The sequence below is a fragment of the Blastococcus sp. PRF04-17 genome (assembly GCF_023016265.1).
Taxonomy (GTDB): domain Bacteria; phylum Actinomycetota; class Actinomycetes; order Mycobacteriales; family Geodermatophilaceae; genus Blastococcus_B.
This window is the reverse complement of record NZ_CP095412.1, coordinates 713,572-738,533: the sequence shown is the minus strand read 5'-3', so window position 1 is coordinate 738,533 and position 24,962 is coordinate 713,572. Positions and strand designations below refer to the sequence as shown.

19 protein-coding genes, 6 pseudogenes and 1 riboswitch are annotated in these 24,962 nt (G+C 72.1%); of the genes and pseudogenes, 6 read left to right on the top strand and 19 right to left on the bottom strand.

Annotated elements, in window-relative coordinates; translation table 11 throughout:
- Positions 1 to 191: 191 nt before the first annotated feature.
- The 7 genes and pseudogenes from prcA to MVA48_RS03700 all read right to left on the bottom strand — a co-directional run bounded on the left by prcA (position 192) and on the right by MVA48_RS03700 (position 7,339).
- Positions 192 to 1,037 carry a proteasome subunit alpha gene (gene prcA / locus MVA48_RS03730; protein ID WP_246985965.1) on the bottom strand — a complete coding sequence of 282 codons (846 nt, stop codon included), beginning with the start codon at positions 1,035 to 1,037 and terminating at the stop codon, positions 192 to 194.
- A gap of 5 nt (positions 1,038 to 1,042) precedes the next feature.
- Positions 1,043 to 1,900 (bottom strand): proteasome subunit beta, encoded by an 858-nt coding sequence (prcB, locus tag MVA48_RS03725; RefSeq protein WP_246985963.1) that lies wholly within the window; start codon positions 1,898 to 1,900, stop codon positions 1,043 to 1,045.
- Positions 1,897 to 2,331, bottom strand: coding sequence for an endonuclease VII domain-containing protein (locus MVA48_RS24465; RefSeq protein WP_256461118.1), 435 nt, complete (start codon positions 2,329 to 2,331; stop codon positions 1,897 to 1,899). The genes prcB and MVA48_RS24465 overlap by 4 nt, the downstream gene beginning before the upstream one ends.
- Before the next feature lie 152 nt (positions 2,332 to 2,483).
- Positions 2,484 to 2,900 carry a ubiquitin-like protein Pup gene (locus tag MVA48_RS24460; RefSeq protein ID WP_246985959.1) on the bottom strand — a complete coding sequence of 139 codons (417 nt, stop codon included), beginning with the start codon at positions 2,898 to 2,900 and terminating at the stop codon, positions 2,484 to 2,486.
- Positions 2,901 to 3,258: 358 nt separating this feature from the next.
- Positions 3,259 to 4,473, bottom strand: a pseudogene (gene dop / locus MVA48_RS03710) (depupylase/deamidase Dop); the annotation flags it as partial.
- A gap of 56 nt (positions 4,474 to 4,529) precedes the next feature.
- Positions 4,530 to 6,320 (bottom strand): proteasome ATPase, encoded by a 1,791-nt coding sequence (gene arc / locus MVA48_RS03705; RefSeq protein ID WP_246985957.1) that lies wholly within the window; start codon positions 6,318 to 6,320, stop codon positions 4,530 to 4,532.
- A 173-nt stretch (positions 6,321 to 6,493) separates the two neighbouring features.
- The gene (locus MVA48_RS03700) at positions 6,494 to 7,339 is read right to left on the bottom strand and encodes a tRNA (adenine-N1)-methyltransferase (protein WP_305852283.1); all 846 of its coding nucleotides are present in this window, start codon (positions 7,337 to 7,339) and stop codon (positions 6,494 to 6,496) included.
- 95 nt (positions 7,340 to 7,434) lie between these two features.
- Here MVA48_RS03700 and MVA48_RS03695 point away from each other — a divergent pair, with 95 nt between their 5' ends.
- From MVA48_RS03695 to MVA48_RS23325, 4 genes and pseudogenes are all read left to right on the top strand, one after another.
- Positions 7,435 to 8,352 (top strand): RecB family exonuclease, encoded by a 918-nt coding sequence (locus MVA48_RS03695; RefSeq protein ID WP_246985954.1) that lies wholly within the window; start codon positions 7,435 to 7,437, stop codon positions 8,350 to 8,352.
- On the top strand, positions 8,241 to 8,801 hold the full coding sequence (locus MVA48_RS23335) for a GNAT family N-acetyltransferase (protein WP_256461117.1): 561 nt from the start codon (positions 8,241 to 8,243) through the stop codon (positions 8,799 to 8,801). Before MVA48_RS03695 ends, MVA48_RS23335 begins: the two co-directional genes overlap by 112 nt.
- A gap of 88 nt (positions 8,802 to 8,889) precedes the next feature.
- A pseudogene (locus tag MVA48_RS23330) lies at positions 8,890 to 9,513 on the top strand (amidohydrolase family protein); the annotation flags it as partial.
- A 50-nt stretch (positions 9,514 to 9,563) separates the two neighbouring features.
- A complete protein-coding gene (locus MVA48_RS23325; RefSeq protein ID WP_256461157.1) occupies positions 9,564 to 10,025 on the top strand; it encodes an amidohydrolase family protein in 462 nt (153 codons plus the stop codon).
- On the opposite strand, the gene MVA48_RS03680 is transcribed toward MVA48_RS23325, so the two are convergent.
- The 6 genes and pseudogenes from MVA48_RS03680 to metH form a co-directional block, all read right to left on the bottom strand.
- Positions 10,022 to 10,720 carry an HAD family hydrolase gene (locus MVA48_RS03680; protein WP_246985944.1) on the bottom strand — a complete coding sequence of 233 codons (699 nt, stop codon included), beginning with the start codon at positions 10,718 to 10,720 and terminating at the stop codon, positions 10,022 to 10,024. The two genes, MVA48_RS23325 and MVA48_RS03680, sit on opposite strands and share 4 nt — an antisense overlap.
- Positions 10,721 to 10,757: 37 nt before the next feature.
- Positions 10,758 to 11,456: pseudogene (locus MVA48_RS03675) on the bottom strand (NAD-dependent epimerase/dehydratase family protein); the annotation flags it as partial.
- A pseudogene (locus MVA48_RS23950) lies at positions 11,444 to 11,689 on the bottom strand (NAD-dependent epimerase/dehydratase family protein); the annotation flags it as partial. The pseudogenes MVA48_RS03675 and MVA48_RS23950, both read right to left, overlap by 13 nt.
- Before the next feature lie 48 nt (positions 11,690 to 11,737).
- Positions 11,738 to 12,643: a hypothetical protein gene (locus MVA48_RS03670; RefSeq protein WP_246985940.1), complete on the bottom strand. Its 906-nt coding sequence runs from the start codon at positions 12,641 to 12,643 to the stop codon at positions 11,738 to 11,740.
- Positions 12,644 to 12,656: 13 nt separating this feature from the next.
- A riboswitch (cyclic di-AMP (ydaO/yuaA leader) is annotated at positions 12,657 to 12,816 on the bottom strand.
- A gap of 94 nt (positions 12,817 to 12,910) precedes the next feature.
- Positions 12,911 to 14,095, bottom strand: coding sequence for a cytochrome P450 (locus MVA48_RS03665; protein WP_246985938.1), 1,185 nt, complete (start codon positions 14,093 to 14,095; stop codon positions 12,911 to 12,913).
- A 121-nt stretch (positions 14,096 to 14,216) separates the two neighbouring features.
- Positions 14,217 to 18,017, bottom strand: coding sequence for a methionine synthase (gene metH / locus MVA48_RS03660; protein WP_246985935.1), 3,801 nt, complete (start codon positions 18,015 to 18,017; stop codon positions 14,217 to 14,219).
- 268 nt (positions 18,018 to 18,285) lie between these two features.
- On the opposite strand from metH, the gene MVA48_RS03655 reads away from it, so the two are divergent.
- Positions 18,286 to 19,143 carry a PAC2 family protein gene (locus tag MVA48_RS03655; RefSeq protein WP_246985933.1) on the top strand — a complete coding sequence of 286 codons (858 nt, stop codon included), beginning with the start codon at positions 18,286 to 18,288 and terminating at the stop codon, positions 19,141 to 19,143.
- A gap of 89 nt (positions 19,144 to 19,232) precedes the next feature.
- Here MVA48_RS03655 and MVA48_RS03650 read toward each other — a convergent pair whose 3' ends face one another.
- Positions 19,233 to 20,273, bottom strand: coding sequence for an HD domain-containing protein (locus MVA48_RS03650; RefSeq protein ID WP_246985931.1), 1,041 nt, complete (start codon positions 20,271 to 20,273; stop codon positions 19,233 to 19,235).
- Positions 20,270 to 21,417, bottom strand: a pseudogene (gene mshC, locus MVA48_RS03645) (cysteine--1-D-myo-inosityl 2-amino-2-deoxy-alpha-D-glucopyranoside ligase). The gene MVA48_RS03650 and the pseudogene mshC overlap by 4 nt, the downstream one beginning before the upstream one ends.
- Positions 21,418 to 21,645: 228 nt before the next feature.
- Between mshC and MVA48_RS03640 the strand changes: the two are divergent.
- Positions 21,646 to 22,362 carry a maleylpyruvate isomerase family mycothiol-dependent enzyme gene (locus MVA48_RS03640; protein ID WP_246985929.1) on the top strand — a complete coding sequence of 239 codons (717 nt, stop codon included), beginning with the start codon at positions 21,646 to 21,648 and terminating at the stop codon, positions 22,360 to 22,362.
- A 101-nt stretch (positions 22,363 to 22,463) separates the two neighbouring features.
- Here MVA48_RS03640 and MVA48_RS03635 read toward each other — a convergent pair.
- The 4 genes and pseudogenes from MVA48_RS03635 to MVA48_RS03620 all read right to left on the bottom strand — a co-directional run.
- Positions 22,464 to 22,787, bottom strand: a pseudogene (locus tag MVA48_RS03635) (VOC family protein); the annotation flags it as partial.
- 93 nt (positions 22,788 to 22,880) lie between these two features.
- Positions 22,881 to 23,630, bottom strand: coding sequence for an SCO1664 family protein (locus tag MVA48_RS03630; protein WP_246985920.1), 750 nt, complete (start codon positions 23,628 to 23,630; stop codon positions 22,881 to 22,883).
- 13 nt (positions 23,631 to 23,643) lie between these two features.
- Entirely contained in the window at positions 23,644 to 24,195 is a 552-nt protein-coding gene (locus tag MVA48_RS03625; RefSeq protein ID WP_246985918.1) for a DUF3090 family protein, read from the bottom strand.
- Between the two features lie 50 nt (positions 24,196 to 24,245).
- Entirely contained in the window at positions 24,246 to 24,944 is a 699-nt protein-coding gene (locus MVA48_RS03620) for a histidine phosphatase family protein (protein WP_246985916.1), read from the bottom strand.
- Positions 24,945 to 24,962 lie beyond the last annotated feature (18 nt).

Genomic DNA, 24,962 nt, shown 5'->3' with positions numbered 1-24,962 from the left:
TCGATCGCGTCGTGTCGAAGGACCCCCTGCCCCCCACACCACTCGCACGCTCGCGGCGGGACCCTGCAGCGGGACCGCCTGAGTGCTCGGGGCCGCGTCGGACCACTGCGTGCCGGTGTCGACCTTCCCGTCGGCGACGAGCTTCCGCGCGCGCGTCACGGCGTCGTCGTCGAGGCGTTAGGTGGGCACGGTCAGTCCTCGGAGTCGCGGTCCGGCACCTCGCCGCCGGCGGTGTCGGGGTTCGCCGGGTCACCGAGGCCGGGCGGGGTTCCCGGCTCGGGAACGCTCGGGATGTGGGCCGGCGCCTCCTTGGCGGGCGGCACCTCGTCGCCGAGCAGCCGGCCGAGCGCGGCGCCGACGACGCGTCGGAAGGCACGCTTGGGGCGGCGCCGGTCGAGGACGGCGACCTCGAGCTGGTTCGCGGTCAGCCGGGTCGGGCCGCCGTTGGTGGCGCCGGCGGTGACGGGGCTGACCGTGGACAGTGCCCGGACCCCGACCTCGAGGGCGTCGGCGAGGCTCATGCCGGTGGAGAAGTGCTCGCGCAGGTTGCCGGTGACTGCGTCGGCCTGGCCGCCCATGACCACGAAGTCGGGCTCGTCGACGATGGACCCGTCGAAGGTCAGCCGGTAGAGCTGGTCGTTCTCGGGGCGGTCGCCGACCTCGGCGACGCAGAGCTCGACCTCGAACGGCTTGGTCTGCTGGGTGAAGATCTCGCCGAGGGTCTGGGCGTAGGCGTTGGCGATCACCCGGCCGGTGACGTCGCGGCGGTTGTAGGAGTAGCCGCGGACGTCGGCGAGGCGGACGCCGGCCACCCGCAGGCTCTCGAACTCGCTGTAGCGGCCGACAGCGGCGAAGCCGATGCGGTCGTAGAGCTCGCCGACCTTGTGCAGGGTGGAACTGGGGTTCTCGGCGATGAACAGGACGCCGTCGGCGTAGGTGAGGACGGCGACGCTGCGACCGCGGGAGATGCCCTTGCGGGCGTACTCCGAGCGGTCCCGCATGAGCTGCTCGGGCGAGGCGTAGTACGGCATGGTCATGGCGCTCAGGCCTCCCGCGGCATGTTCTGGCGGTCGGCTTCGGCCCGCTCGGTGACGATCGTGTCGGCGATGGCGGCGACCTCGGCCTCGGTGAGCCGGACGGCGCCCTCCTCGTCCACCCGGTAGACGATCGGGTACAGCCGGCGGACGGGGTCGGGCCCGCCGGTGGCCGAGTCGTCGTCCGCGGCGTCGTAGAGGGCCTCGACGACGGTGCGGGTGGCCTCGTCGGCGGGCAGATTGGCGCGCCAGGTCTTCTTGAGCGAGTTCTTGGCGAAGAGGGAGCCGGAGCCGACGGCCGCGTAGCCGCGCTCCTCGTAGTTCCCGCCGGTGACGTCGTAGCTGAAGATGCGGCCGGGGCTGACGCCGGGCGCGGCGTCGAGGTCGAAGCCGGCGAACAGCGGGACGACGGCGAGGCCCTGCAGGGCGGCGCCGAGGTTGCCGCGGATCATCGCCGCCAGGCGGTTGGCCTTGCCGTCGAGGGACATGGTGAGTCCCTCGATCTTCTCGTAGTGCTCGAGCTCGACCTGGTAGAGCCGGACCATCTCGATCGCGATGCCGGCGGCGCCGGCGATGCCGATGACGCTGTAGGAGTCGGCGGGGTAGACCTTCTCAATGTCGCGGCTGGAGATCAGGTTGCCCATGGTGGCGCGCCGGTCGCCGCCCATGAGGACGCCGCCCTCGTAGGTGACGGCGACGATCGTGGTGCCGTGCGGGCCGATGTCGCCCACGTGGCTCTGCGGGGCGGGCCGGCGGCCGGGAAGGAGGTCAGGCGCGGCGGCCGCGAGGAAGTCGGTGAACGAGGAGCCCACCCGGTCCAGGTACGCGGGCGGGAACCCGCTCCGGCCGCTCGACTGCTCGCTCACCCATCCGCCTCTCCCGCCTGCTCGCGCCGGCGTGAACCGCTGCTCCGCCCGGTGGTCCGCGTGCTGGTGCTGTGCGTTCCTGGGCGTCGCTGCGACCCTACCGGCGGCTCACCCAGCCGGATGGGTCGGACGGGGCCGAGACCAGCGGCCGCAGCCAGAGCGACCACGCGCTGGCTGAGGATGTGGAACTGGACATAGTCGGCCGCGGCACGCAACACGGCGGGATCGTCCTTGAACTGTCCGAGACCCCCGTTGCAGTTGAAGCACAGCAGCGCACGGACAGCTCCCGTCACGTGGTCGTGATCCACATGTACTGCCGGGGCTGCCCGGCAAATGGCACAGAGTCCACCCTGCGCCTCGAGCATCGCGTTCGCGTCCTCAGCCGTGATGCCGTACCGACGCTTGAGGTGGTATGTCCGTGCCCCGCCCACCCTCTCCAGAGTGGCGCGGCCTCGGGCGTTGTGGCAGGGCTTGCAGTAGGTGTGCCGACCAGACTTGTTGTACTTGGAGGTCGGGAACTCGGCCTGAAGCTTGACCGTGTCGCAATCGGGACACCACTTCGATCCCTCAGGTACGACACGGTCTAGCTTGTGGCGGGTTTGAGGCGGCCCGTGGCGCCGCGCCTTCGACTCCCGCAACCTTTGACGCGAATGCTCGCGACAGTAGAACGCCAAGCCGTCACGTCGGCGCTTGTCTCGGGTGAAGGACGCGACGGGGCGCGACTCCCCGCAGTCCGGGCAGAACTTCTCGGGTTCCATTTCCGCAGGGCGATAGTTACAGAACTAGGGAGTTCTACTCCCCCTTTTTGTACATATTGGCGAACGAACTCCTCGCTGTTCTCCTCGAGCACCTCGTCGATCTCGTCCAGGAGCGAGTCGACGTCCTCGGTCATCTCCTTGTGGCGTTCGGCGACCTCGGTGTCGACCGAGGCCTCGACCTCGTCGGTCTCCTCGCGCGAGCGCGTCGCCTTCTGCTGTCCGCCGGTGTCCCTGGTGGCCATCGCTTGCCCTCCGGTCTACGGAACTGCTCGTGAGCAGAAGGTACCCGCCGATACCGACAATCAAGGTCACCCTTACCGGTCGGTGATCACCCGCCGGTGATGGTGTCGACGAGCTCCTGCGCCGTCGCCGACGCCTCGAACAGCGCCCCCACGTGCTCGCGCGTGCCACGGAGCGGCTCCATGGTCGGGATGCGCACCAGGTTCTCCCGGCCGAGGTCGAAGACGACCGAGTCCCACGACGCCGCGGCCACCTGCGCCGGGTACCGGCGCAGGCACTCGCCGCGGAAGAAGGCACGGGTGTCGGCGGCGGCGCGACCATCGCCCGTGCGACCTCGTCGTCGGTCAGCAGCCGCTGCATCGACCCGCGCGCCACGAGGCGGTTGTAGAGGCCCTTGTCCGGCCGCACGTCGGAGTACTGCAGGTCCACCAGCGACAGCCGCGAGTCCCCCCACGACAGCCCGTCCCGGGTCCGGTACCCCTCGAGCAGCCGCAGCTTCGCCGGCCAGTCCAGCCGGTCGGCGCAGCGCATCGGGTCGATCGCCAGGTCGTCGAGCACCTCGGCCCAGCGCCGCAGCACGTCGGCGGTCTGCTCGTCGCCCTCCCCCTGCGTCGCGACGAACTTCTCCGCCTGCTCGAGGTACACCTGCTGCACCTCGAGGGCGGTCATCGCCCGGCCGTCCCGCAGCCGCACCTTGTGGCTCAGCGTCGGGTCGTGGCTGATCGCCTGCAGCGCCTCGACCGGCTCCTCGATCTGCAGGTCGCGCGGCAGCGCCCGCGCCTCGATCATCGCCAGCACGAGCGACGTCGTCCCCACCTTCAGGTAGGTCGACAGCTCGGCCAGGTTGGCGTCGCCGATGATGACGTGCAGCCGGCGGTACTTGTCCGCGTCGGCGTGCGGCTCGTCCCGCGTGTTGATGATCGGCCGCTTGAGCGTGGTCTCGAGCCCGACCTCGACCTCGAAGAAGTCCGCCCGCTGCGACAGCTGGAAGCCGTGCGTGCGGCTCTCCGTGCCGATCCCGACCCGCCCCGAGCCGGCGAACACCTGCCGGGTCACGAAGAACGGGATGAGCCCGCGGATGATGTCGATGAACGGCGTCCGCCGGTCCATCAGGTAGTTCTCGTGCGAGCCGTACGACGCGCCCTTGCCGTCGGTGTTGTTCTTGTAGAGCTGGATCGCCGGCTGGCCGGGGATGCGGGCCGCCCGGCGAGCGGCCTCGGCCATCACCTGCTCCCCCGCCTTGTCCCAGAGGACGACGTCACGCGGGTTGGTGACCTCGGGCGTCGAGTACTCCGGATGGGCGTGGTCGACGTACAGGCGTGCTCCGTTGGTCAGGATGACGTTGGCCATCCCGGTGTCCTCGTCGAGGTCGTTGTGGTCCAGGGCCTGGGCCGGCGAGAGGTCGAACCCGCGCGCGTCGCGCAGCGGCGACTCCTCCTCGAAGTCCCAGCGCGGCCGCCGCGGGGTGGGCGCCTCGGCCACCGCCCACGCGTTCACGACCTGGCTGGACAGGGTCGTCGGGTTCGCCGTCGGCTGCCCGGGCACCGAGATGCCGTACTCGACCTCGGTGCCCATGACCCGACGCACGCTCATGCCGCAACCCTAGAAGGCGCGCGTCGGGACATCCGCGGTTACAGGTACTGGCCGGTGTTCGTCGCCGTGTCGATGGCGCGGCCGGACTCGTTGCCCTTGCCGCTGATGAGCGTGCGGATGTAGACGATCCGCTCGCCCTTCTTGCCCGAGATCCGCGCCCAGTCGTCGGGATTGGTCGTGTTGGGCAGGTCCTCGTTCTCCTTGAACTCGTCGAGGCAGGCCGCCATCAGGTGGCTCACCCGCAGACCCGACGTCCCGGTCTCGAGGTGCTCCTTGATCGCCATCTTCTTCGCGCGGTCGACGATGTTCTGCAGCATGGCGCCGGAGTTGAAGTCCTTGAAGTACAGGACCTCCTTGTCACCGTTGGCGTAGGTCACCTCGAGGAAGCGGTTCTCCTCGCTCTCGGTGTACATGCGCTCGACGGTCCGCTGGATCATCCCCGCGATCGTCGCCTCACGGCTGCCGCCGTGCTCGGCCAGGTCGTCGGGGTTGATCGGCAGCGACGTCGTCAGGTACTTGCTGAAGATGTCGCGCGCGGCCTCCGCGTCCGGACGCTCGATCTTGATCTTCACGTCGAGCCGGCCCGGCCGCAGGATCGCCGGGTCGATCATGTCCTCGCGGTTGGAGGCGCCGATGACGATGACGTTCTCGAGCCCCTCGACGCCGTCGATCTCGCTGAGCAGCTGCGGCACGATCGTGGACTCGACGTCGGAGGAGACCCCGGACCCACGCGTGCGGAAGATCGAGTCCATCTCGTCGAAGAACACGATGACCGGTGTGCCCTCGCTGGCCTTCTCCCGCGCCCGCTGGAACACCAGCCGGATGTGCCGCTCGGTCTCGCCGACGTACTTGTTGAGCAGCTCCGGGCCCTTGATGTTGAGGAAGTAGGACTTCCCCTGGTTCGTGTCGCCGTCACCCTTCGCGGCGGCGACCTTCTTCGCCAGCGAGTTGGCCACCGCCTTGGCGATCAGCGTCTTGCCGCATCCGGGCGGGCCGTACAGCAGGATGCCCTTGGGCGGCCGCAGCTCGTACTCGCGGAACAGGTCGGCGTGGAGGAACGGCAGCTCGACGGCGTCCCGGATCTGCTCGATCTGCCGGGACAGGCCGCCGATGTCGCCGTAGTCGATGTCGGGGACCTCTTCGAGGACGAGCTCCTCGACCTCGCTCTTCGGAATCCGCTCGTAGACGTAGCCCGACCGCGTCTCCAGCAGCAGCGAGTCGCCGACGCGCAGGGGCTGACCGGTGAGCGAGTCGGCGAGGAAGACCACCCGCTCCTCGTCGGTGTGGCCGATCACCAGGGCCCGCGGCGTCACGCCGTCGATCGGCTCGAGCAGCTCCTTGAGCATGACGACGTCCCCGGCCCGCTCGAAGCCGCGCGCCTCGACGACGTTCATCGCCTCGTTGAGCATGACCTCCTGGCCGGTGCGGAGCTCGTCGCCCTCGACGTTGGGCGACAGCGTCACCCGCAGCTTGCGCCCGCCGGTGAACACGTCGACGGTGCCGTCCTCGTGCCGGGTCAGGAAGATGCCGTAGCCCGACGGCGGCTGCCCCAGCCGGTCGACCTCCTCCTTGAGCGACACCAGCTGCTCGCGCGCCTCGCGGAGGGTGCCGGCCAGCTTGTCGTTGCGCTCGGAGAGGAACGCCGCCCGCCCCTCGGCCTCGGCGATCCGCTCCTCGAGCTGGCGCACCTGGCGGGGGCTGTCGGCGACCTTGCGGCGGAGCAGGCCGATCTCTTCCTCGAGGTAGGAGATCTGGCTGAGCAGCGCGGCGACGTCACGCTCCCGCCGCGCCCGCATCTCGTCGGGACCATTGCTCGAGCCGGGGCCCATCGCGCACCTCCACACACTCCGGGGGAGCCAGGAACCAAATCTATACACGGGGAGGGACAGGCCGCTGTGGGCTCGCGGGCCACAGGAGGACTGGGATCACACGTGTCCCAGGCGGCCCTCCTGCAGGGGCCCGGCCCGAACTCGCGAGAGCTGGGGGGCAGGAGGGTCCTTTCTCACACTTTCTGGGCGCGCCTCTGCCGCAGCGGCGCCACGGCGCCCTCGGCCAGCCGCCGGGCGGTCACCAGGAACGCCGTGTGGGCCACCATCCGGTGCTCCGGGCGGACGGCCAGCCCCACCGCGTGCCACGGGCGCAGCAGGCTCTCCCACGCGTGCGGCTCGGTCCACACCCCCTGGGCGCGCAGCGCCTCCACGTACGTGGACAGCTGCGTCGTCGTCGCCACGTAGCCGACCAGCACGCCGCCCGGCCGCAGCGCCGCGGCCACCGTGGGCAGGACCGCCCAGGGCTCGAGCATGTCGAGGACGACGCGGTCGACGACCTCGTCGGCGGGGTGCTCGGCGAGATCGCCCAGCCGCAGCGACCAGTTCACCGGCACCTCGCCGAAGAACGCGCCGACGTTGGCGCGCGCGACGTCGGCGAAGTCCTCGCGCCGCTCGTAGCTGGTCACCGAGCCGGTCGAGCCGACGGCGCGCAGCAGCGAGCAGGTGAGCGCGCCGGACCCGGCGCCGGCCTCCAGCACCCGCATCCCCGGGCCGACGTCGCCGAAGCCGACGATCTGGGCGGCGTCCTTGGGGTAGATGACCTGCGCCCCGCGTGGCATCGACAGTACGAAGTCGGCCAGCAGCGGCCGGAACGCCAGGTAGCCGGTGTTCGCCGTCGAGTGGACGACGGAGCCCTCGGGCGCGCCGATGAGGTCGTCGTGCGCGATCGCGCCGCGGTGCGTGTGGAACTGCTTGCCCGGCTCCAGGACGACGGTGTGCATGCGGCCCTTGGGGTCGGTCAGCTGCACCCGGTCGCCCGCGACGAAGGCGCCCGGCGCGGTCTCCTGCTCGATGTCCACAGGAGGCGAGCCTACGGACGGGGCGGATGTGACCCGTGTCCCCAGTGCGGCGCGGACACTCGGAACTGTCGGTGGGGCGACCTAGCCTCGGACCCATGACGGCGATGGTTGATGCGACCCCGGCGACCGACGACGCCCAGGCGCCCCGCCGGCCGTCGCTGTCGCCGAGCCGCGCCGCCGACTTCAAGACCTGCCCGCTGCTCTACCGCTTCCGCACCATCGACCGGCTGCCCGAGCGCAAGAGCCTCGCGGCGGTCCGCGGCACCCTGGTGCACAGCGTGCTGGAGCGCCTCTACGACCTGCCCGCGGCCCGCCGCACCCCCGAGGCGGCCCTGGAGCTGCTCGAGCCGGCCTGGGCCGAGCTGCGCGACGAGCCGGGCATCGCCGAGCTGTTCGCCGTGGCCCAGGAGGACGGCGCCGAGAGCGACCCCAACGCGCCCGAGTCCGTGGAGGCGTGGCTCGCCTCGGCCGGCAGGCTGGTCGAGAAGTACTTCACGCTCGAGGACCCGACCCGCATCCAGCCGCACGGCCGCGAGGAGCTGGTCGAGGTGACCCTGCCCGACGGGCTGCTGCTGCGCGGCTACGTCGACCGCCTCGACGTGGCGCCCAGCGGCGCGCTGCGGGTCGTCGACTACAAGACCGGGTCGATCCCGCGCGAGGCGTTCGAGGCCAAGGCGCTGTTCCAGATGAAGTTCTACGCGCTGGTGCTCTGGCGCACCCGTGGCGTCGTCGCCGCCCAGCTCAAGCTGCTCTACCTGGGGGACGGCGACGCGCTCACCTACTCCCCCGACGAGGCGGAGCTGGTGCGGTTCGAGCGGACGCTGCAAGCCATCTGGGCCGCGATCGAGCGGGCGGTCGCCACCGGCGACTTCCGCCCCAACCCGACCCGGTTGTGCGGCTGGTGCGACCACCAGGCCCTCTGCCCGGCATTCGGTGGCACGCCCCCGCCGTTTCCGGCCGAGGCGGCGGCGGCCGCCGGCTGGGCCTCCCTGCCGGCCGTCGAACGGGATTAGAACGGTCGCGACGCAGGTGGCTGTCACGGTGCGGTCCGCCGCCCTCGAAGACCTGCCGGCGGTGGGCAGGCCCTACCGAGCTGTACCGCGAGCTCGAACGGCCCGACGGCTCCGCGATCACCGACGCCTGGGCTGCGACCCTGGGCACGCCCGGCCGCACCGTGCTCGTCGTCGAGCGCGCCGGCCAGCTGGTGGGCACAGTCGACCTCACGGTGCTGGCGAACGCCGCACGGGACGGGCGGCCGTACCTGCTGGACGAGAACGTCGTCGTGGACGCGGCCCACCGGCGATCCGGCGTGGGTCGCCTCCTCCTCGACGCGGCGCGCGCCCGCGGTCGAGCCGCCGGTTGCTACGAGCTCCAGCTGGCCGCCGACGACCCCGACGCGTACGCGTTCTACGAGGCCGCGGGCCTGCGGGCGGCGGCGCGGACGTACAAGCAGTACCTGTGAATCGGGACTAGGGTCCGCGCATCCCAGCCGCGAGGAGGGCAGCGTGCGCGGGTACCGGGCCGACAGCGCTTTCGACGGCAGGCAGGCGATGCCTGGAGGTGTCCTCGTCCTCGTGGAGGACGGCGCCATCGTCGGCGTGGAGCCGGCGTCCGCCGCCGCACCGGACGGCTGCCCGGTGACCCACTTGTCGGGGACGACGCTGCTCCCGGGGCTGATCGACACCCACGTGCACCTGTGTGGTGACGGCGGACCCGCTGCCCTGGACCGGATCCCAGGACTCAGCCGCGACGAGCTCCGTGCCGTCATCGACACCGCGCTGCAGCAGCAGCTCGCGGCCGGCGTCACGACCGTGCGCGACCTCGGCGACCACGAGTGGGCCGTGCTGGACCGGAGGGACAGCGGCGACGGCGGTCCGCGGTTGCTCGCGGCTGGGCCGCCCATCACCTCCCCCGGCGGGCACTGCGCGTCGATGGGCGGTGAGGCGGCCGGCATCGAGGCCCTCCGGCGAGCCGTCGCCGAGCGAGCGGAGCGCGGGGCCGACGTCGTGAAGATCATGGCGAGCGGCGGAGTCATGACAGCCGGCACCGACATGCTGGCTCCTCAGTTCCCGGCCGACGCGCTCCGCGCCGCCGTCGACGAGGCGCACCGGCTCGGTCTGCCCGTGACAGCACACGCCCACAGCCTGACGGCGGTCGAGGACGCGGCCGCCGCCGGCGTCGACGGGATGAGCACTGCAGCTGCGTCACCCGGGACGGCGCACGCCTGCCCGAACGGCTGGCCCGCCGCCTCGCGAAGGGCGACATCGCCGTCTGTCCGACCCTCGGCCGGGTACCGGGGGTGGAGCCGCCCCCACACGTGCAGGCGCGGCTCCAGGCGGCCGGGATGAGCTACGAGCTGCATCTCCCCCACGTCGCCGAGCTGCACCGGGCGGGCGTGCCGCTCACGGCCGGAACTGACGCCGGCATCGGCCCGAGCAAGACGCACGGGCTGGTGCCGATGGCGGTGCTCGACCTCGTCCGCGAGTGCGGCATGCCGTCAGCCGAGGCGCTCGCGGCCGCCACCTCGGCCGCCGCGGCATCCTGCGGGCTGGCGGACCGCACCGGGCGACTGGCGCCCGGGCTCGACGCCGACCTGCTGCTCGTCGACGGCGACCCGCTCACCGACATCGCGGCCCTGCAACGACCCCGGCTCGTGGTCGCGCGCAGGTGGGAGACCGCTTACTAGGCCACGAGCTCCCCGTCCGCCAGCACGGCGGCGAGCTCGGCCACGCCCAGCCCCTCCAGGCCGTCCAGCAGGACCAGCCCGTCCGCCGGCTCGACGGCCTGCATCATCGGCACGCCCACCACGACGGCGCCGGCGGCAAGCCCGGCGGTGATGCCGGCGGCGGAGTCCTCGAGCACCACGCACTCGGCGGGCTGCACGCCCAGCGTGGCCATCGCCTGCAGGTAGGGCGCCGGGTCGGGCTTCCGGGCGGGCACCTCGTCGCCGCACACGCTCAGGTCGAACGGGTCGGTCCCCAGGTCCTCGCGCATCGACCGCAGCACGATGTCGGCCAGCAGCCGCGGCGTCGTCGTCACCAGGGCCGTGGCCAGACCGGCGGCACGCACGGCCAGCAGCAGCTGCGGGGCCCCGGACCGCCAGACGATGCCGTCGGCCATCAGCTCGGCCACGCGCGCCTCGATCCAGGCGGCATCGGCCCGGAGCTCCGCCTCGGTCCGGAGGATGCCGAGGTCTGCGTGCAGGATGCCCATCGCCGTCCGCATGCTCGTGCCCACCGTGCGGGACCGCGCCTCGTCCGACATGCGTCCGCCGAGGCGTGCGGCGAGCTCGAACATCGCCTCGCCCCACAGCTGTTCGGTCTCGACGAGCGTGCCGTCCATGTCGAAGAGGACGGCGCGCAAGGACCGGTCGGTAGCCATCGCCGACCACGGTAGGCACGAACCCGCCGCCGGTGCGTCAGCGCCGGGTGTACGGCCCCGTCGTCTCGGCGTGGTAGCCCTTCGTCCCGATGCTGGTCGCGAGCGCACTCCGCGGTTCCTGGCCCGCGCGGAGCAGGTCCAGGGCGTGGCCGAAGTCATACCGCGGTACCCACCCCAGCTCCGCTCGTGCCCGGGCGTTGACGTACACCCGGTCGATCGACGGCAGCATCTCCCAGCCCAGCCGCTCGTAGACCTCGCGGTAGTCGGGGAACAGCCGCTCGACCACCGCCGGCGCGTCCCTGCGCAGCTCGGCCAGGTCCCCGGGCCCGAACGGCGTGGTGGCGCTGACGACGTACCGCCCGAACCCGATCGCCGCCGCCCGCTCCAGCGTCGCGAGGTGAACGCCCACCACGTCCGCGAGGTCCACCCGCCGGTACAGCAGTTCGTTGACCTTGAGGTTGGTGTCGGGGAACCGGCCGGCCCGCTGCTCGTCGTCGTCCTGCTCGGGGAAGAACCGCGAGGTCCGCAGGACGACGACCGGCAGGCCGGCATCGCGTGCGACCAGCTCGCAGAGATCCTCGGAGGCGACCTTGGTGACCCCGTAGACGTTCCTCGGCCGCGGGACGACGTCCTCGGTGATCCAGGCGGCCGGCTCGCCCTCGGCAGGGACCAGCGCCCGGCCGAAGGCACTCGTCGTGCTCGTGTGCACGAAGCGCGCACGCCGGCGGCGACCGACTCCTCGAGCAGCACCAGGGTGCCGACGACGTTCGTGGCGACGAAGTCCTGCCGCGAGTGCGACCCCACGTGCGGCTTGTGCAGCGTCGCGGTGTGCAGCACCGCCTCGACGCCGTCCAGCGCCGACCGCACCGCGGCGCGGTCGGTGACCGACGCGGTCACGTCGGTGGTCGGCGACGGCAGCACGTCGAGGCCGACGACGTCGTCCCCCGACTCCCGCAGGGTGCGGACCAGCGCCTCGCCCAGGTGGCGGCGCTGCCGGTCACGAGGACGCGCACGCGGTCAGCCTCGGTAGTTCACGTGCGGGTGGTCGTAGTGGTTCGCGGTAGCGCTCCCCCGGTCCTCCATCATCGACCAGGAGCCGCCCGGCGACGACAGCATCCGCTGCTGCCAGATGATGTAGTCCACCCGGAGCTCGTCCCAGTGGGCGATGTGGTACGCGACGATCGCGTCACCGAGCGCCGCGTCCCCCATGACCATGTAGTCCACGGCCAGGCCGGACGGGTGCCCGCCCGGGTCGGCGGCGCTGGCGCGGGTGCCCCCGAGGGTGATGTTGGCGGCGCCGGGCACGTTGCTGACGACGGCGTTGGCGGCGGCCTGGGCGACGTCCCGCAACGGCCCGGCGCTGTTGTTGATCTGCGCGATCGCGCTGACGGCGGTGCCGGCGGCGGCCGACACGGCCGCCGCCGCCTGGTCCTCCGCCTCGGCGGCGGCCGCGGCCGCTGCGGCGCGCTCCGCGGCCGCGGCGGCCTCCGCGGCGGCGCGGGCCTCGGCCTCCGCCTTGGCCTTGGCGGCCTGCTCGGCCTGCGCCTGCGAGGCGACCGCGGCTGCCTGGCGCGCGTCGCGCTGGGCGCGGCTGGCGGCCAACTGCTCCAGCAGCACCGGGTTCTCGACCGGCGGCTCGTCGGCCTCGGCGCCGGTGCCGGAGATGCCGAGCGCGGCGGCGACGGCCACCGACTCGGACTGCGGGGTGGCCGTCGCGGGTTCCCCGCCCATGAGATCGAGGAAGGCGACGGAGCAGACGATGGCCGTGCCCAGCGCATACGCGACGCGCGACTGCGGTGCCCTCGTGCGAGGCCGGCCGCGACGAGGGCCCGGCTGCGCCAGCAGCGCGGTGGTCTCGAGGTCGTCGGCCGCGGCGGTCTCGCCGTCCGGAGGTGGTGCAGCGTGCAGCTTCAGGGTCGCCACAGGGGCGGCTCTCCGTTCTTCCCTTCACCGCCTACCGAGTTAGCTGACGGGTTCGGGCGGGAAAGTCGCCCTACCCGGGCGCACGCGTGCGCCCAGGATTCACCCCAGAGGAACCACGGGTCCCCGGTCCACGCCCGGCCCGGGGGCCGCGCACGGTTCGGCGGTGCCACGCCGACGCCCTCGGTCGAGGACGGAGTTCCGGCGGACGAGAACAAGGTACCCAGGAAACCGCGTTATTGAAATGTGATGTTCGGGGGCCTGCCTGCCTCAGGACGGCGGGGTCCACCTCGCCGGGAGGGTGGCCTTGCCCCACAGCATGAAGGGCTCGATCCGCTGCGGCGGCGCGGTGATCTCCAGGTCCCGAAGGCGCCGCGCGACCTGCTGGAGGACGATGCGCCCTTCGAGCCGGGCCAGACCGGCGCCCAGGCACACATGGATGCCGAAGCCGAAGGCGAGATGCCTGCGCACCTCGTGGGCCGCGCGGTCGAGCGAGAAGACGTCGGGGTCCTCGAAGACCGCCGGATCCCGGTTGGCCGCCGAGTACAGCAGCATCACCTTCTCGCCCTCGGGGATGACCACGCCGTGCCGCTCGACCGGACACGTGGTCGTGCGGAACAGGCCGAGGACCGGGGCGTCGAAGCGGAGACTCTCCTCCACCGCGACCTCGGCGAGGGCCGGATCCTCCCGGATGCGATCCAGCAGCCCGGGCTGCTCGGTCAGCCGCAGGAGCGCGTTGGTCAGCAGGGAGGTCGTCGTCTCGTTGCCACCGACGAGCAGTTGCCGGACGACGTTGACGATCCCCTCTGCGTCCAGACGCTCGCCGTCCTCCTCGGCGACGACCAGCGCCGAGACCAGGTCGTCCGGCAGCGCCAGTCCGGCCGCGTCGCGGCGCTGCCGCTCCGCGACGTGCTCGTGGATGTAGCCGCGCATCTCGGCGATCTCGTCGGCCCAGAGCTCGGGCGTCGTGGACCCCATCGCGGTCACCCAGGCGTCCGACCACGCCTTGAAGCGGTCCCGGTCCTCGGCGGGGACCCCCAGCATCTCGGCGATCACGATCGTCGGCAGCGGATAGGCGAGCTCGTGGTGCAGGTCGCCCTCGCCCCGGTCGACGAAGGCGTCGATCAGGTCGGTGACGATGCCGTCGATCCGTGGCTCCATCGCCGCGACGGCGCGGGGCGTGAACGCCTTGCTCACCAGGCGGCGGAAGAACGTGTGCATCGGTGGGTCGGACTTCATGCCGCGCTCCTCGGTGAAGCGCGGGCCCTGCCCGTACCGGCTGGAGAACGTGGTCGTGTCCTTGAGCGCCCATGCCACGTCCTCGTAGCGCGACAACGTGTAGAAGGGCGGCTCGAAACCCTCGAACCGGTGCACCGGGCACTCGGCCAGCAGCCGCGCGTGGGCGGGACCCGGGTCGTCGAGGACCTCGGCCGAGAGCGGGTCGTACTCCGTCATGGGTGATCTCCGATCGACGAGGCGGTCCGCCGGCCGCCCCCGCCATCGAGTGCGCGGTCCATGATGTTCATGAGCAGGGTTTGTGGTCAATGCTCGGGGCGGACCGCGCCGGGAGATCAGCTCATTCGTCCTCGGTGCGGTAACCCAGATTCGGCGAGAGCCACTTCTCCGCCTCGTCGACGGTCCAGCCCTTGCGCCGCGCGTAGTCCTCGACCTGGTCCCGGCCGATCCTGCCCAGCACGAAGTAGCGCGACTGCGGGTGCGAGAAGTACAGCCCGCTGACCGCCGCGCCCGGCCACATGGCCATGCTCTCGGTCAGCTCGATGCCGGCGTTGTTCTCGACGTCCAGCAGCGACCAGATCGTCTGCTTCTCGGTGTGCTCCGGGCAGGCCGGATAGCCCGGCGCCGGCCGGATGCCGTGGTACTTCTCGCCGATCAGCTGGTCGTTGTCCAGGTGCTCGTCGGGCGCGTACGCCCAGAACTCCTTGCGGACCCGCTCGTGCAGCCGCTCGGCGAACGCCTCCGCCAGCCGGTCGGCCAGCGCCTCCAGCATGATCGCGCTGTAGTCGTCGTTGGCCTTCTTGAACGCCGCGACCCGCTCCTGCGAGCCCAGGCCGGCGGTGACGGCGAAGGCGCCGACGAAGTCGCGCAGCCCGGTGCTCTTCGGCGCCACGAAGTCGGCCAGCGACTTGCGCGGGGCGCCGTCGCGGCCCTCGGTCTGCTGCCGCAGCTGGTGCAGCGTGGTCAGCACGGTGCGCCGGGTCTCGTCGGTGTAGACCTCGATGTCGTCGCCGTCGGTCCGGTTGGCGGGGAACAGCCCGAACACGCCGTTGGCCTGCAGCCACTTCTCCGCGACGATCTGGTCGAGCATCGCCTGGGCGTCCTCGAACAGCCGCCGGGCGGCCTCGCCGGTCGACGGGTTGTTCAGGATGTCCGGGAACCGGCCGCGCATCTCCCACGCGTTGAAGAACGGCTGCCAGTCGATGTACCGGCGCAGCTCCTCGAGCGAGTAGTCGGTGAACGTCTTCACGAACTGCGTCGCCACGTGGTGCACGTGGTCGCACGACGGCCCGGCGCACACGTCCATGGCCTGCTGCAGCAGCATCCGCGGGCGGGGCGGCGAGTAGGCCGCCCAGTCGATCTCGGGTGCGGACGCACGGGCGGTTGCCAGCGACAGCAGCGGGCGGGTGTCCTGCCGCGCCGCGTGCCGCTCGCGCAGCGCCTCGTACTCCGCCTCGGTCTCGGCCAGCAGCTTCGGCCGCTGCTCGTCGGACAGCAGCGCTGCGACCACAGGCACCGAGCGCGAGGCGTCCTTCACCCAGATGACCGGGCCGTGGTACTTCTGCGCCACCTTGACCGCCGTGTGGGCGCGCGAGGTCGTGGCCCCGCCGATCAGCAGCGGGATGTCGAAGCCCTGCCGCTCCATCTCCGTGGCCAGGGTGACCATCTCGTCCAGGGACGGCGTGATGAGCCCGGAGAGCCCGATGACGTCGGCGCCCTCCTCCTTGGCCGCGTCCAGGATCCGCTGCCCCGGCACCATCACGCCCAGGTCGACGACGTCGTAGTTGTTGCACTGGAGGACGACACCGACGATGTTCTTGCCGATGTCGTGGACGTCGCCCTTCACGGTGGCCATGACGACCTTGCCGTTGCTGCGCTCGGCGTCGCCCGGCTGCTTCTCGGCCTCGATGAACGGGATGAGGTAGGCGACGGCCTTCTTCATGACGCGGGCGGACTTGACCACCTGGGGCAGGAACATCTTGCCGGCGCCGAAGAGGTCGCCGACGACGTTCATGCCGGCCATCAGCGGACCCTCGATGACCTCGATGGGCCGGCCGCCGCGGTCGCTGATGAGCCGGCGCAGTTCCTCGGTGTCGGCCTCGACGAACTCGTCGATGCCCTTCACCAGCGCGTGGGTGATCCGCTCGTCGACCGGCAGGGACCGCCACTCCTCGGAGGCGACCTCCTTGGCCGTGCCGTCGCCGGCGTAGTCGCCGGCGATCTCCAGCAGCCGCTCGGTGCTGTCCGGGCGGCGGTTGAGGACGACGTCCTCGATGCGCTCGCGCAGCTCCGCCGGCACCTCGTCGTAGACCTCGAGCGCGCCGGCGTTGACGATGCCCATGTCCATGCCCGCGTTGATCGCGTGGTACAGGAACACCGCGTGGATCGCCTCGCGGACCGGGTTGTTGCCGCGGAAGGAGAAGGAGACGTTGGAGACACCGCCCGAGACGAGCGCACCGGGCAGGTTCTGCTTGATCCAGCGGGTGGCCTCGATGAAGTCCAGCCCGTAGTTGGCGTGCTCCTCGATGCCCGTGGCGACGGCGAAGATGTTGGGGTCGAAGATGATGTCCTCGGCCGGGAACCCGACGTCCCCGGTGAGGATGTCGTAGGCGCGGCGGCAGATCTCCTTGCGGCGCTCGAGGTTGTCGGCCTGCCCCTGCTCGTCGAAGGCCATGACGACGACGGCGGCGCCATACTTGCGGCACAGCCGGGCCTCGCGGACGAACTTCTCCTCGCCCTCCTTGAGCGAGATCGAGTTGACGATCGACTTGCCCTGGACGGTCTTCAGGCCGGCCTCGATGACCTCCCACTTGGAGGAGTCGACCATCACGGGCACGCGGCAGATGTCGGGCTCGGTGGCGATCAGCTTCGTGAAGCGGTCCATCGCCTCGACGCCGTCGATCATCCCCTCGTCCATGTTGATGTCGATGACCTGGGCGCCGGCTTCGACCTGCTGGCGGGCGACCGCGAGGGCGGTGGTGTAGTCGCCGGCCTTGATGAGGTTGCGGAAGCGGGCGGAGCCGGTGATGTTGGTCCGCTCGCCGACGTTGACGAACAGGGTGTCCTCGGTGACCACCAGCGGCTCCAGGCCGGAGAGGCGCAGCGCGGGCGCCGTCTCGGCCGGCGTGCGCGGGGGCAGACCGTCGACGGCCTCGGCGATGGCCGCGATGTGGCCCGGGGTCGTGCCGCAGCAGCCGCCGACCAGGTTGACGAAGCCGCTCTCGGCGAACTCGCGGATGATCGCGGCGGTCTCGTCCGGCGACTCGTCGTACTCGCCGAACGCGTTGGGCAGGCCGGCGTTCGGGTAGCAGGAGACGAACGTGTCGGCGATGCGCGCCATCTCGGCGATGTAGGGCCGCATGTCCTTGGCGCCGAGCGCGCAGTTCAGGCCGACCAGCAGCGGGTCCACGTGCCGCACCGAGTGCCAGAAGGCCTCGGTGACCTGACCCGACAGCGTGCGACCGGAGGCGTCGGTGATCGTGCCGGAGATGAACACCGGCCAGCGGCGGCCACGCTCCTCGAACAGCGTCTCCAGGGCGAAGATCGCCGCCTTGGCGTTCAGCGTGTCGAAGATCGTCTCGATCAGCAGCGCATCCGAGCCGCCGTCCACCAGCCCGTTGGCCTGGGTCAGGTAGGCCTCGACCAGCTGGTCGTAGCTGACGTTGCGGGCGCCTGGGTCGTTGACGTCGGGCGAGATGGACGCCGTCCGGGTGGTGGGGCCGAGCGCGCCCACGACGAACCGCGGCTTCTCCGGGGTGCGCCCGGTCATCGCGTCGCACTCCTGGCGGGCGAGCCGCGCGGACTCCCGGTTCAGCTCGTAGGCGAGCTCCTCCATGCCGTAATCGCCGAGCGAGATCGAGTTGGCGTTGAAGGTGTTCGTCTCGACGAGGTCCGCGCCGGCCTCGAGGTACTCGCGGTGGATGCCGGCGATGATCTGGGGCTGCGTGATCGTGAGGAGGTCGTTGTTGCCCTGGACGTCGGACGGCCAGTCGGCGAAGCGCTCGCCCCGGTAGCCCGCCTCGTCCGGCCGGTCCCGCTGGATCGCCGTGCCCATGGCGCCGTCGAGCACCAGGATCCGCTGCCGGAGCAGAGCGGTCAGCTCGGCGGTGGCGTCGGGACGGAGGGAGGTTGACTCGGACACAGGTTGATCCCCAGTGGTTCCTCTAGGTGGGCGTGCGGGCTCGGTCCGTTGCGGGAGCTCCGTCACCCCGGCGGGCTGGCCCAGGCCTGGGCGTTCCCGATGTCGGCACCCATGGTCTCACCTGCCGCCAAATGGAGCAGCCGTGTTGGAACGGTCCGTCCCGTGCGCCACAGGGGTCCCTGAGCGAGCGGCGGCGCACTCCCTCGACGGGAGGGCCCGCGGTTCGCGGAGCAGGGCCGGACGGCGGGACCGACGTAGGGTTGCAGGGGTGACCGACCCGACGTCCATCCCCGCGGACCTGCCCCAGCTGACCGACCCGCTCGTGGTCGTCGCGTTCGAGGGCTGGAACGACGCCGGGGACGCCGCGACGGGCGCGGTCGAGCACCTCGAGCTCATCTGGGACGCCAAGCCGCTGGCCGCGCTCGACCCCGAGGACTACTACGACTTCCAGGTCAACCGCCCGACCGTCTCGCAAGTCGGCGGCGTGAGCCGGCGGATCGAGTGGCCCACGACCCGCATCTCGGTCGCCCGGCCGCCGGACAGCGACCGGGACGTCGTCCTCATCCGCGGCATCGAGCCGAACATGCGCTGGCGCGGGTTCTGCGAGGAACTGCTGGCGATCCTCGAGGAGCTCGACGTCTCGATCGTGGTGGCACTCGGCGCGCTGCTGGCCGACACGCCGCACACCCGGCCCACGCCCGTGACCGGTTCCGCCTACGACTCGGAGTCCGCACGGGCCTACGGCCTGGAGACCTCGCGCTACGAGGGGCCCACCGGCATCCTCGGCGTGTTCCAGGACGCGTGCGTGCAGGCCGGTCTGCCGGCGATCAGTTTCTGGGCCGCCGTCCCCCACTACGTGTCGCAGCCGCCGTCGCCGCGGGCCACCGTGGCCCTGCTGCAGCGGGTGGAGGAGGTCCTCGAGCTGACCGTGCCGCTCGGCGCGCTGCCGCAGCAGGCCGAGGACTGGGTCAAGACCGTCGACGAGATGGCCAACGAGGACGCCGAGGTCGTCGAGTACGTGCGCTCGCTCGAGGAGCGAGCCACCGAGGTGGACCTCTCCCAGGCCAACGGCGACCAGATCGCCCGCGAGTTCGAGCGCTACCTGAGACGCCGGGGCAATATCTGACGCGATCCTCCGGATCGCACCGCGGCCAGAAAGAGGACCCCCTGCCCCCCACCGCTCGCTAGCTCGCGGCGGGCCCCTGCAGGGGGCCGTCAGGTGGTACGCAGGAGGGGAACCATCCTCGCTGCTGCGTCGGCGTCGAAGAGGCGGTCGTGCATCGCGAGGGCGAACCGGTCGGTCATGCCCGACACGTAGTCGACCACCTGGGTGAGGACGTCGGCGTCGGGATCCCGGTAGCTCTGCGGGATCAGCTCGGGGTGGGCGAGGTGGTGGTCGACCAGGCGCCGGATGACGTCGATCGCCACGTGCTTCTGCCCGGCAGCGGTCTGCGAGTTGTAGACCCGCTCGAACATGAACGCCCGCAGCTCGTGCATCGCCTCGAGCTTCTCGGGTGCCATGACGACCACGCCGGCGGTGTTGGCCGCCGACAGCGAGCCCTCGACGACGGCGTCGATCATGCGGCCGACCATCTCGCTGCCCGGCTCGCCGAAGACCTCCAGTGGGCGTGCCGGCAGGTCGCCGAGCCGCAGCACGCCGGCGCGGATCGCGTCCAGCGCGTCGTGGGAGAGGTAGCCGATCCGGTCGGCGTACCGCACGCACTCGCCCTCGCGCGTCGACGGCGGCGGGTCGATCTTCCAGCTGTGCGACCGGACGCCGTCGCGGACCTCCTCCGTCAGGTTCAGGTGCTCGAGCACCTCGACGATCCGCACCCCCTGCGCGGCGTGGTGCCAGCCGCCGGCGACGTAGGGCTCCAGCGCGTCCTCGCCGAGGTGGCCGAACGGCGAATGACCGACGTCGTGGGCCAGCGCGATGGCCTCGGCCAGCGTCTCGTTCAAGCCGAGCGCCCGTGCCAGCGACCGCGCGACCTGGGTGACCTGGAGCGTGTGGGTGAGCCGGGTGACGAAGTGGTCGCCGTCGGGGTTCAGGAAGACCTGCGTCTTGTGCTTCAGCCGGCGGAACGCCTTCGCGTGCAGGATGCGGTCGCGGTCGCGCTCGAACTCGGTCCGCAAGGGGTCGGCCGGCTCGGGCCGTGCCCGCCCGCGGCTGGTCGCCGACCGGGCCGCCGCGGGTGCCAGCTCGGTCTCCGCCGCCTCCCGTGCGGCACGATCGGTGAACCGGAAGGGCCCGCTCATCCGCCGTCGCCCAGCGCGACACCGAGCAGCGCGTCGACCGCGTCGCACACGACGCGCGGCGCCTCCTCCTCCAGGTCCCCGCCTCGATCACTGCCGCCGGCCAGGGTCCGTGCCGCCCAGGCGTCGACGTGCGCGATCGCGCCCGGGCTGTCGAGGTCGTCGGCCAGCCGCTCGCGCAGACCGAGCAGCACGGGAGCGGCGGGCGCACCGGCGTCCAGGGCCACTGCGCGACGCCACGTGGCCAGGCGCTCCTCGGCCGCCCGCAGCAGATCCGTCGTCCAGGCGCGGTCGGTGCGGTAGTGCCCGGACAGCAGCGCCAGGCGGATCGCCATCGGGTCCACGCCGTCGCCCCGGAGGCGGGAGACGAAGACGAGGTTGCCCCGGCTCTTGCTCATCTTCTCGCCGTCGAGGCCGATCATCGCCGCGTGCACGTAGGCCCGGGCGAAGGGTTTGGTCGCGGTCAGGCCCTCGGCGTGGACGGCCGAGTACTCGTGGTGCGGGAAGACCAGGTCGCTGCCGCCGCCCTGCACGTCGAAGCCCATGCCGATGGTGTCCAGCGCGATGGTGGCGCACTCGATGTGCCAGCCCGGCCGCCCGCGGTGCCGCGTGGTCCTGGCCAGGAGGGCTCTCCCGGCCGCTCGCCGCGCCACAGCATCGGGTCCAGCGGCTGCCGCTTGCCCGGGCGGTCGGGGTCGCCGCCCCGCTCGCCGAAGAAGCGGAGCATGGTGGTCTCGTCGTAGCGGGACTCGCCACCGAAGCCCGGCGCCTGCGCGATGTCGTGGTAGACGTCACCGGTGCCGTCGTCCAGGACGTAGGCCAGTCCCTCGTCGAGCAGGTCCTCGATGTGCGCGACGATGCGCGGGATCGACTCGACCGCACCGACGAAGTCCTCGGGCGGGAGCACGCGCAGCGCCGTCATGTCCTCCCGGAAGAGCGCGGTCTCGCGCATGCCGAGCACGATCCAGTCCTCGCGGTCGCGTTCGGCGCGCTCGAGCAGCGGGTCGTCGATGTCGGTGACGTTCTGCACGTAGTGCACGGCGTGCCCGGCGTCCCGCCACACCCGGTTCACCAGGTCGAAGGCGAGGTAGGTGGCCGCGTGGCCCAGGTGCGTCGCGTCGTACGGCGTGATGCCGCAGACGTACATCCGCGCGGTCGGGTCGGGACTGGTTTCGACGACCTCGCCGCGGGAGGTGTCGTGGAGCTTGAGGGCGGGCCCGGTCCCGGGCAGGGTCGGCAGGAGGGGGGCGGGCCAGGAGAGCACGTCACGAGCCTAGATCGGGCCAGGACGGCGATCCCCTGGCCCACGTCCGGCGGCCCCCGTTGGGGTGCCTCCTCTTCTACCGTGGGCGGCACCGCGCAGGAGGGGGAAACGATGGAGCTCGACGAGTACCTCCCGGTCCTGGAGAAGACCAACCGGCGCTGCTGCGACGCCGCCGCCGAGGCGGTGCTCGAGCACGGGTGGCAGGCGCCGGTGCCCGGCTGCCCCGGCTGGCGGCTCGACGACCTGGTCTGGCACCTGTCGGAGGTGCAGCACTTCTGGGCGTGGGTGGTGCGGACCCGGGCGCCCGACCCGTCGACCTACGTCGAGCCCGCGCGGCATCCGGACGACGAACTGCTCGGGTTCCTGGCCGCGCAGAACGCCGAACTCGAGACCGTGCTGGCCGGCGCCGACCCGGCCGAGCGGGTGTGGACCTGGGCAGCGCAGCAGGACGTCGCCTTCGTGCTGCGCCGGCAGACCCTCGAGGCGACCGTCCACACCGCCGACGTGGAGCAGGTGCTGGGCGACGTCCGGCCCATCCCCGCGGCCGTCGGCCTCGACGGGCTGGACGAGTGGCTCGACGTCATGGTGCCGAGCGCGCTGCCGCACGGCCCGCCCGCGGGCGCCCATCCGCTGGTCTTCCACGCCGTCGACGCCGACGCCGAGCGGACGCTCTTCCCGGGCAGCCGACCGTTCCCGATCGCCGTGCTGACCGGCAACGCCGGAGACTTGCTGCTGGCGGCCTGGCGGCGGGTGCCGATCGAGGTCCTCACCGTGGACGGCGACCCGGCGCAGGCCGCCGCGATGATCGGCCTGGTCTCGCTGGAGTAGCAGCCTCCCCGGCACGGGGCGGGCGACCTGGTGACGGCTAGGGGCCAGGTGACCGCATAGCGGTCGAAGGCCTCGCCGGTCTGGATGCCGACGACGCAGAAGACCAGGCCCGCCGGGTCGAGCATCTGCCAGAACGAGCCCATGTCCTGGTGCCGGGTGGCGCCCAGTGCCTCGAGGCGGGCCACCTCGGCGGGGATGTCGTCGGTCTCGATGTCGACGTGCCACCGCGGCGGCGTCCCCTCGCCGGTGCGCTGGATCTCCACGCTCCAGCCGTCGGCGAAGTGGCCCAGCGAGGCCCATTCCTCGTTCGTGTGGTCGGGCTCCGCCGTGCGCCCGGTGGCGCCGACCCAGAAGTCGGTGCCGGCGACGTGGTGCTCGGGCGGCAGGTCGAGGAGCAGGATCGAGAGGCGGCTGCGATGCGGCATGAGCGGCACCCTAGAACCGCCCCCAGACGCGAGATCTGCACACTCGCGGCCATCAGCGCCTGATGGCCGCCAGTGTGCAGATCTCGCGTCTTCCTAGAAGGGGGGCCAGGGCAGCGCGGGCCACTCGCCGCTGGGCTCGGGGTGCCGGCCGCTGCGCAGCAGCTCGGCCACCCGCTGCCGCGTGCAGGCCACCTCGCGGCGGGTCAGGTGCTCGTGCAGCTGCTCACCCAGGTCGCCGCGCAGCTCGTCGCCGAGCCGCTCCAGCACCTCGAGGGCCTCGACCGTCAGCGGCTTGCCCGCCCAGCGCCACAGCAGCGTCCGCAGCTTCGGGTCGACGGAGAAGCAGATGCCGTGGTCGACGCCGTGCACGTGGCCGCCGGGCATCGGGATGATGTGGCCGCCCTTGCGGTCGGCGTTGTTCACCACGGCGTCGTAGACCGCCATGCGGCGCAGCGCGGGGTCGTCGCGGCGGACGAAGACACCCAGGTCGACGCGCTCGTCGCCGTCCACCCACAGCTGCACCATGCCCGGCCCGAACGGTCCCTCCCGCAGCACCGTAGGCGGGACCACCCGCCAGCCGGTGGCCTCCGACACCAGATAGGCCGCGACCTCCCGGCCGGCGAGGGTGCCGTCGGGGAAGTCCCACAGCGGCCGCTCCCCCGCCACCGGCTTGTAGACGCACTCGGCGGCCAGCGCCCCCGAGCGGATCGTGCCGATCAGGGTCACGTTGGAGGCGTCGAGCAGCCGCCCCTCGACATCGATCTCGCCCTCTCGCAGCAGGCGGAGCGCCTCGGCGTCGTCCGAGGGTGGCCGGAGGTCCGGCTCGACCGGCTGCTCGCTCATGGGCGGCCGCCGGTCAGCGGCGGTAGCCGTTCTGCCGTGGGCAGACGTGCCCGGAGGGATCGAGGGGTAGCGAGCACAGGGGGCACGGCGGGCGGCCGGCGGCCACGACGCGGCGGGCGCGTGCGACGAACGCCCGGGCGGCCATCGGCGTGATGGTCACCCGAAGGGCGTCGGGGCCCTCCTCGCTGTCGGACAGGATCGCGTCCTCGTCGATCGGCTCGTCGCCGGCGGCCACGGCCTCGACGACGACGGCCTCCTCGTTGCCGTCCCACGCCAGACCCATGGCGGCCACCCGGAACTCCTCGTCCACGGGGGCGGTGAGCGGGTCGAGGTCGTCGACGTCGGCGTCTGGCGGGATGACCGCGCCCGGGCGGCCGGCGATCTCGTCGAGGAGCTCGTTCATGCGGTCGGCGAGGATCTGCACCTGGGTCTTCTCGAGGGCGACGCTCACCGTGCGGCCGGACTCGTCGGACGCCTGGAGGTAGAAGGTGCGGTCGCCCGGCTGGCCCACGGTGCCGGCGACGAATCGGCTCGGACGATCGAAGAGGTGGACCTGACGTGGCACGCGCCCAGGTTACGCGGGCGACGCGACCCGGCACCCCGACGACACAGAGGTCAGACGGTCGTCCCGGCGCCGCCGCCGACGACGGCGTCGGAGGACGCCTTGCGGCGGCGCCGCTTCCTCGGCGGTGGGATCAGAGCGGACACGTCACCCCCGACGTCGTTCACCCGGACGACGAACGGCCGGGTGTCGGTGTAGGTGACGACGGAGACCGACGCCGGATCGACGACGATGCGCTGGAACTGGTCCAGGTGCAGGCCCAGAGCGTCGGCCAGGATCGCCTTGATCACGTCACCGTGGCTGCAGGCCAGCCAGACCGCGTCGGGGCCGAGCCTCGCGTTCCACTCCCGGACGGCGGAGACGGCGCGGGCCTGGGTCTGCGCCAGCCCCTCCCCCTCGGGGCCCGGGAACACCGCCGCGGAGGGGTGCTGCTGGACCACGCGCCACAGCGGGTCCTTGGTCAGCTCCTTGATCGTGCGGCCGGTCCAGTCGCCGTAGCGCGCCTCGCCGAGGCGGTCGTCGGTCGCCACCTGGAGGTCCCGGCCGGCGGCGACCGCCGCCGAGGTCTGCCGGCAGCGCTCGAGCGGGCTGCTGACGACCGCGGCCAGCGGCACCTTGGCCAGCCGCTCCCCCACCGCCCGCACCTGCGCGGCGCCGGTCTCGTCGAGCTGCACGCCCGGGGTCCAGCCCGCGAGCACGCCTCCGGTGTTGGCCGTCGTCCGGCCGTGGCGCAGGAGGATCACGGTGGTCACGACGCCCGAGCCTAGGCG

Bases quoted from the DNA above. Each gene is read 5' to 3' on its own strand.
- MVA48_RS03640 (WP_246985929.1), top strand. From the start codon at position 21,646: ATGGAGCTCGACGAGTACCTCCCGGTCCTGGAGAAGACCAACCGGCGC.
- MVA48_RS24460 (WP_246985959.1), bottom strand. From the start codon at position 2,900: ATGGCCACCAGGGACACCGGCGGACAGCAGAAGGCGACGCGCTCGCGC.
- MVA48_RS03695 (WP_246985954.1), top strand. From the start codon at position 7,435: ATGACGGCGATGGTTGATGCGACCCCGGCGACCGACGACGCCCAGGCG.
- MVA48_RS03680 (WP_246985944.1), bottom strand. From the start codon at position 10,720: ATGGCTACCGACCGGTCCTTGCGCGCCGTCCTCTTCGACATGGACGGC.
- MVA48_RS03630 (WP_246985920.1), bottom strand. From the start codon at position 23,630: ATGAGCGAGCAGCCGGTCGAGCCGGACCTCCGGCCACCCTCGGACGAC.
- MVA48_RS03650 (WP_246985931.1), bottom strand. From the start codon at position 20,273: ATGAGCGGGCCCTTCCGGTTCACCGATCGTGCCGCACGGGAGGCGGCG.
- arc (WP_246985957.1), bottom strand. From the start codon at position 6,320: ATGGGCCCCGGCTCGAGCAATGGTCCCGACGAGATGCGGGCGCGGCGG.
- prcA (WP_246985965.1), bottom strand. From the start codon at position 1,037: ATGACCATGCCGTACTACGCCTCGCCCGAGCAGCTCATGCGGGACCGC.
- MVA48_RS03665 (WP_246985938.1), bottom strand. From the start codon at position 14,095: ATGACGGAGTACGACCCGCTCTCGGCCGAGGTCCTCGACGACCCGGGT.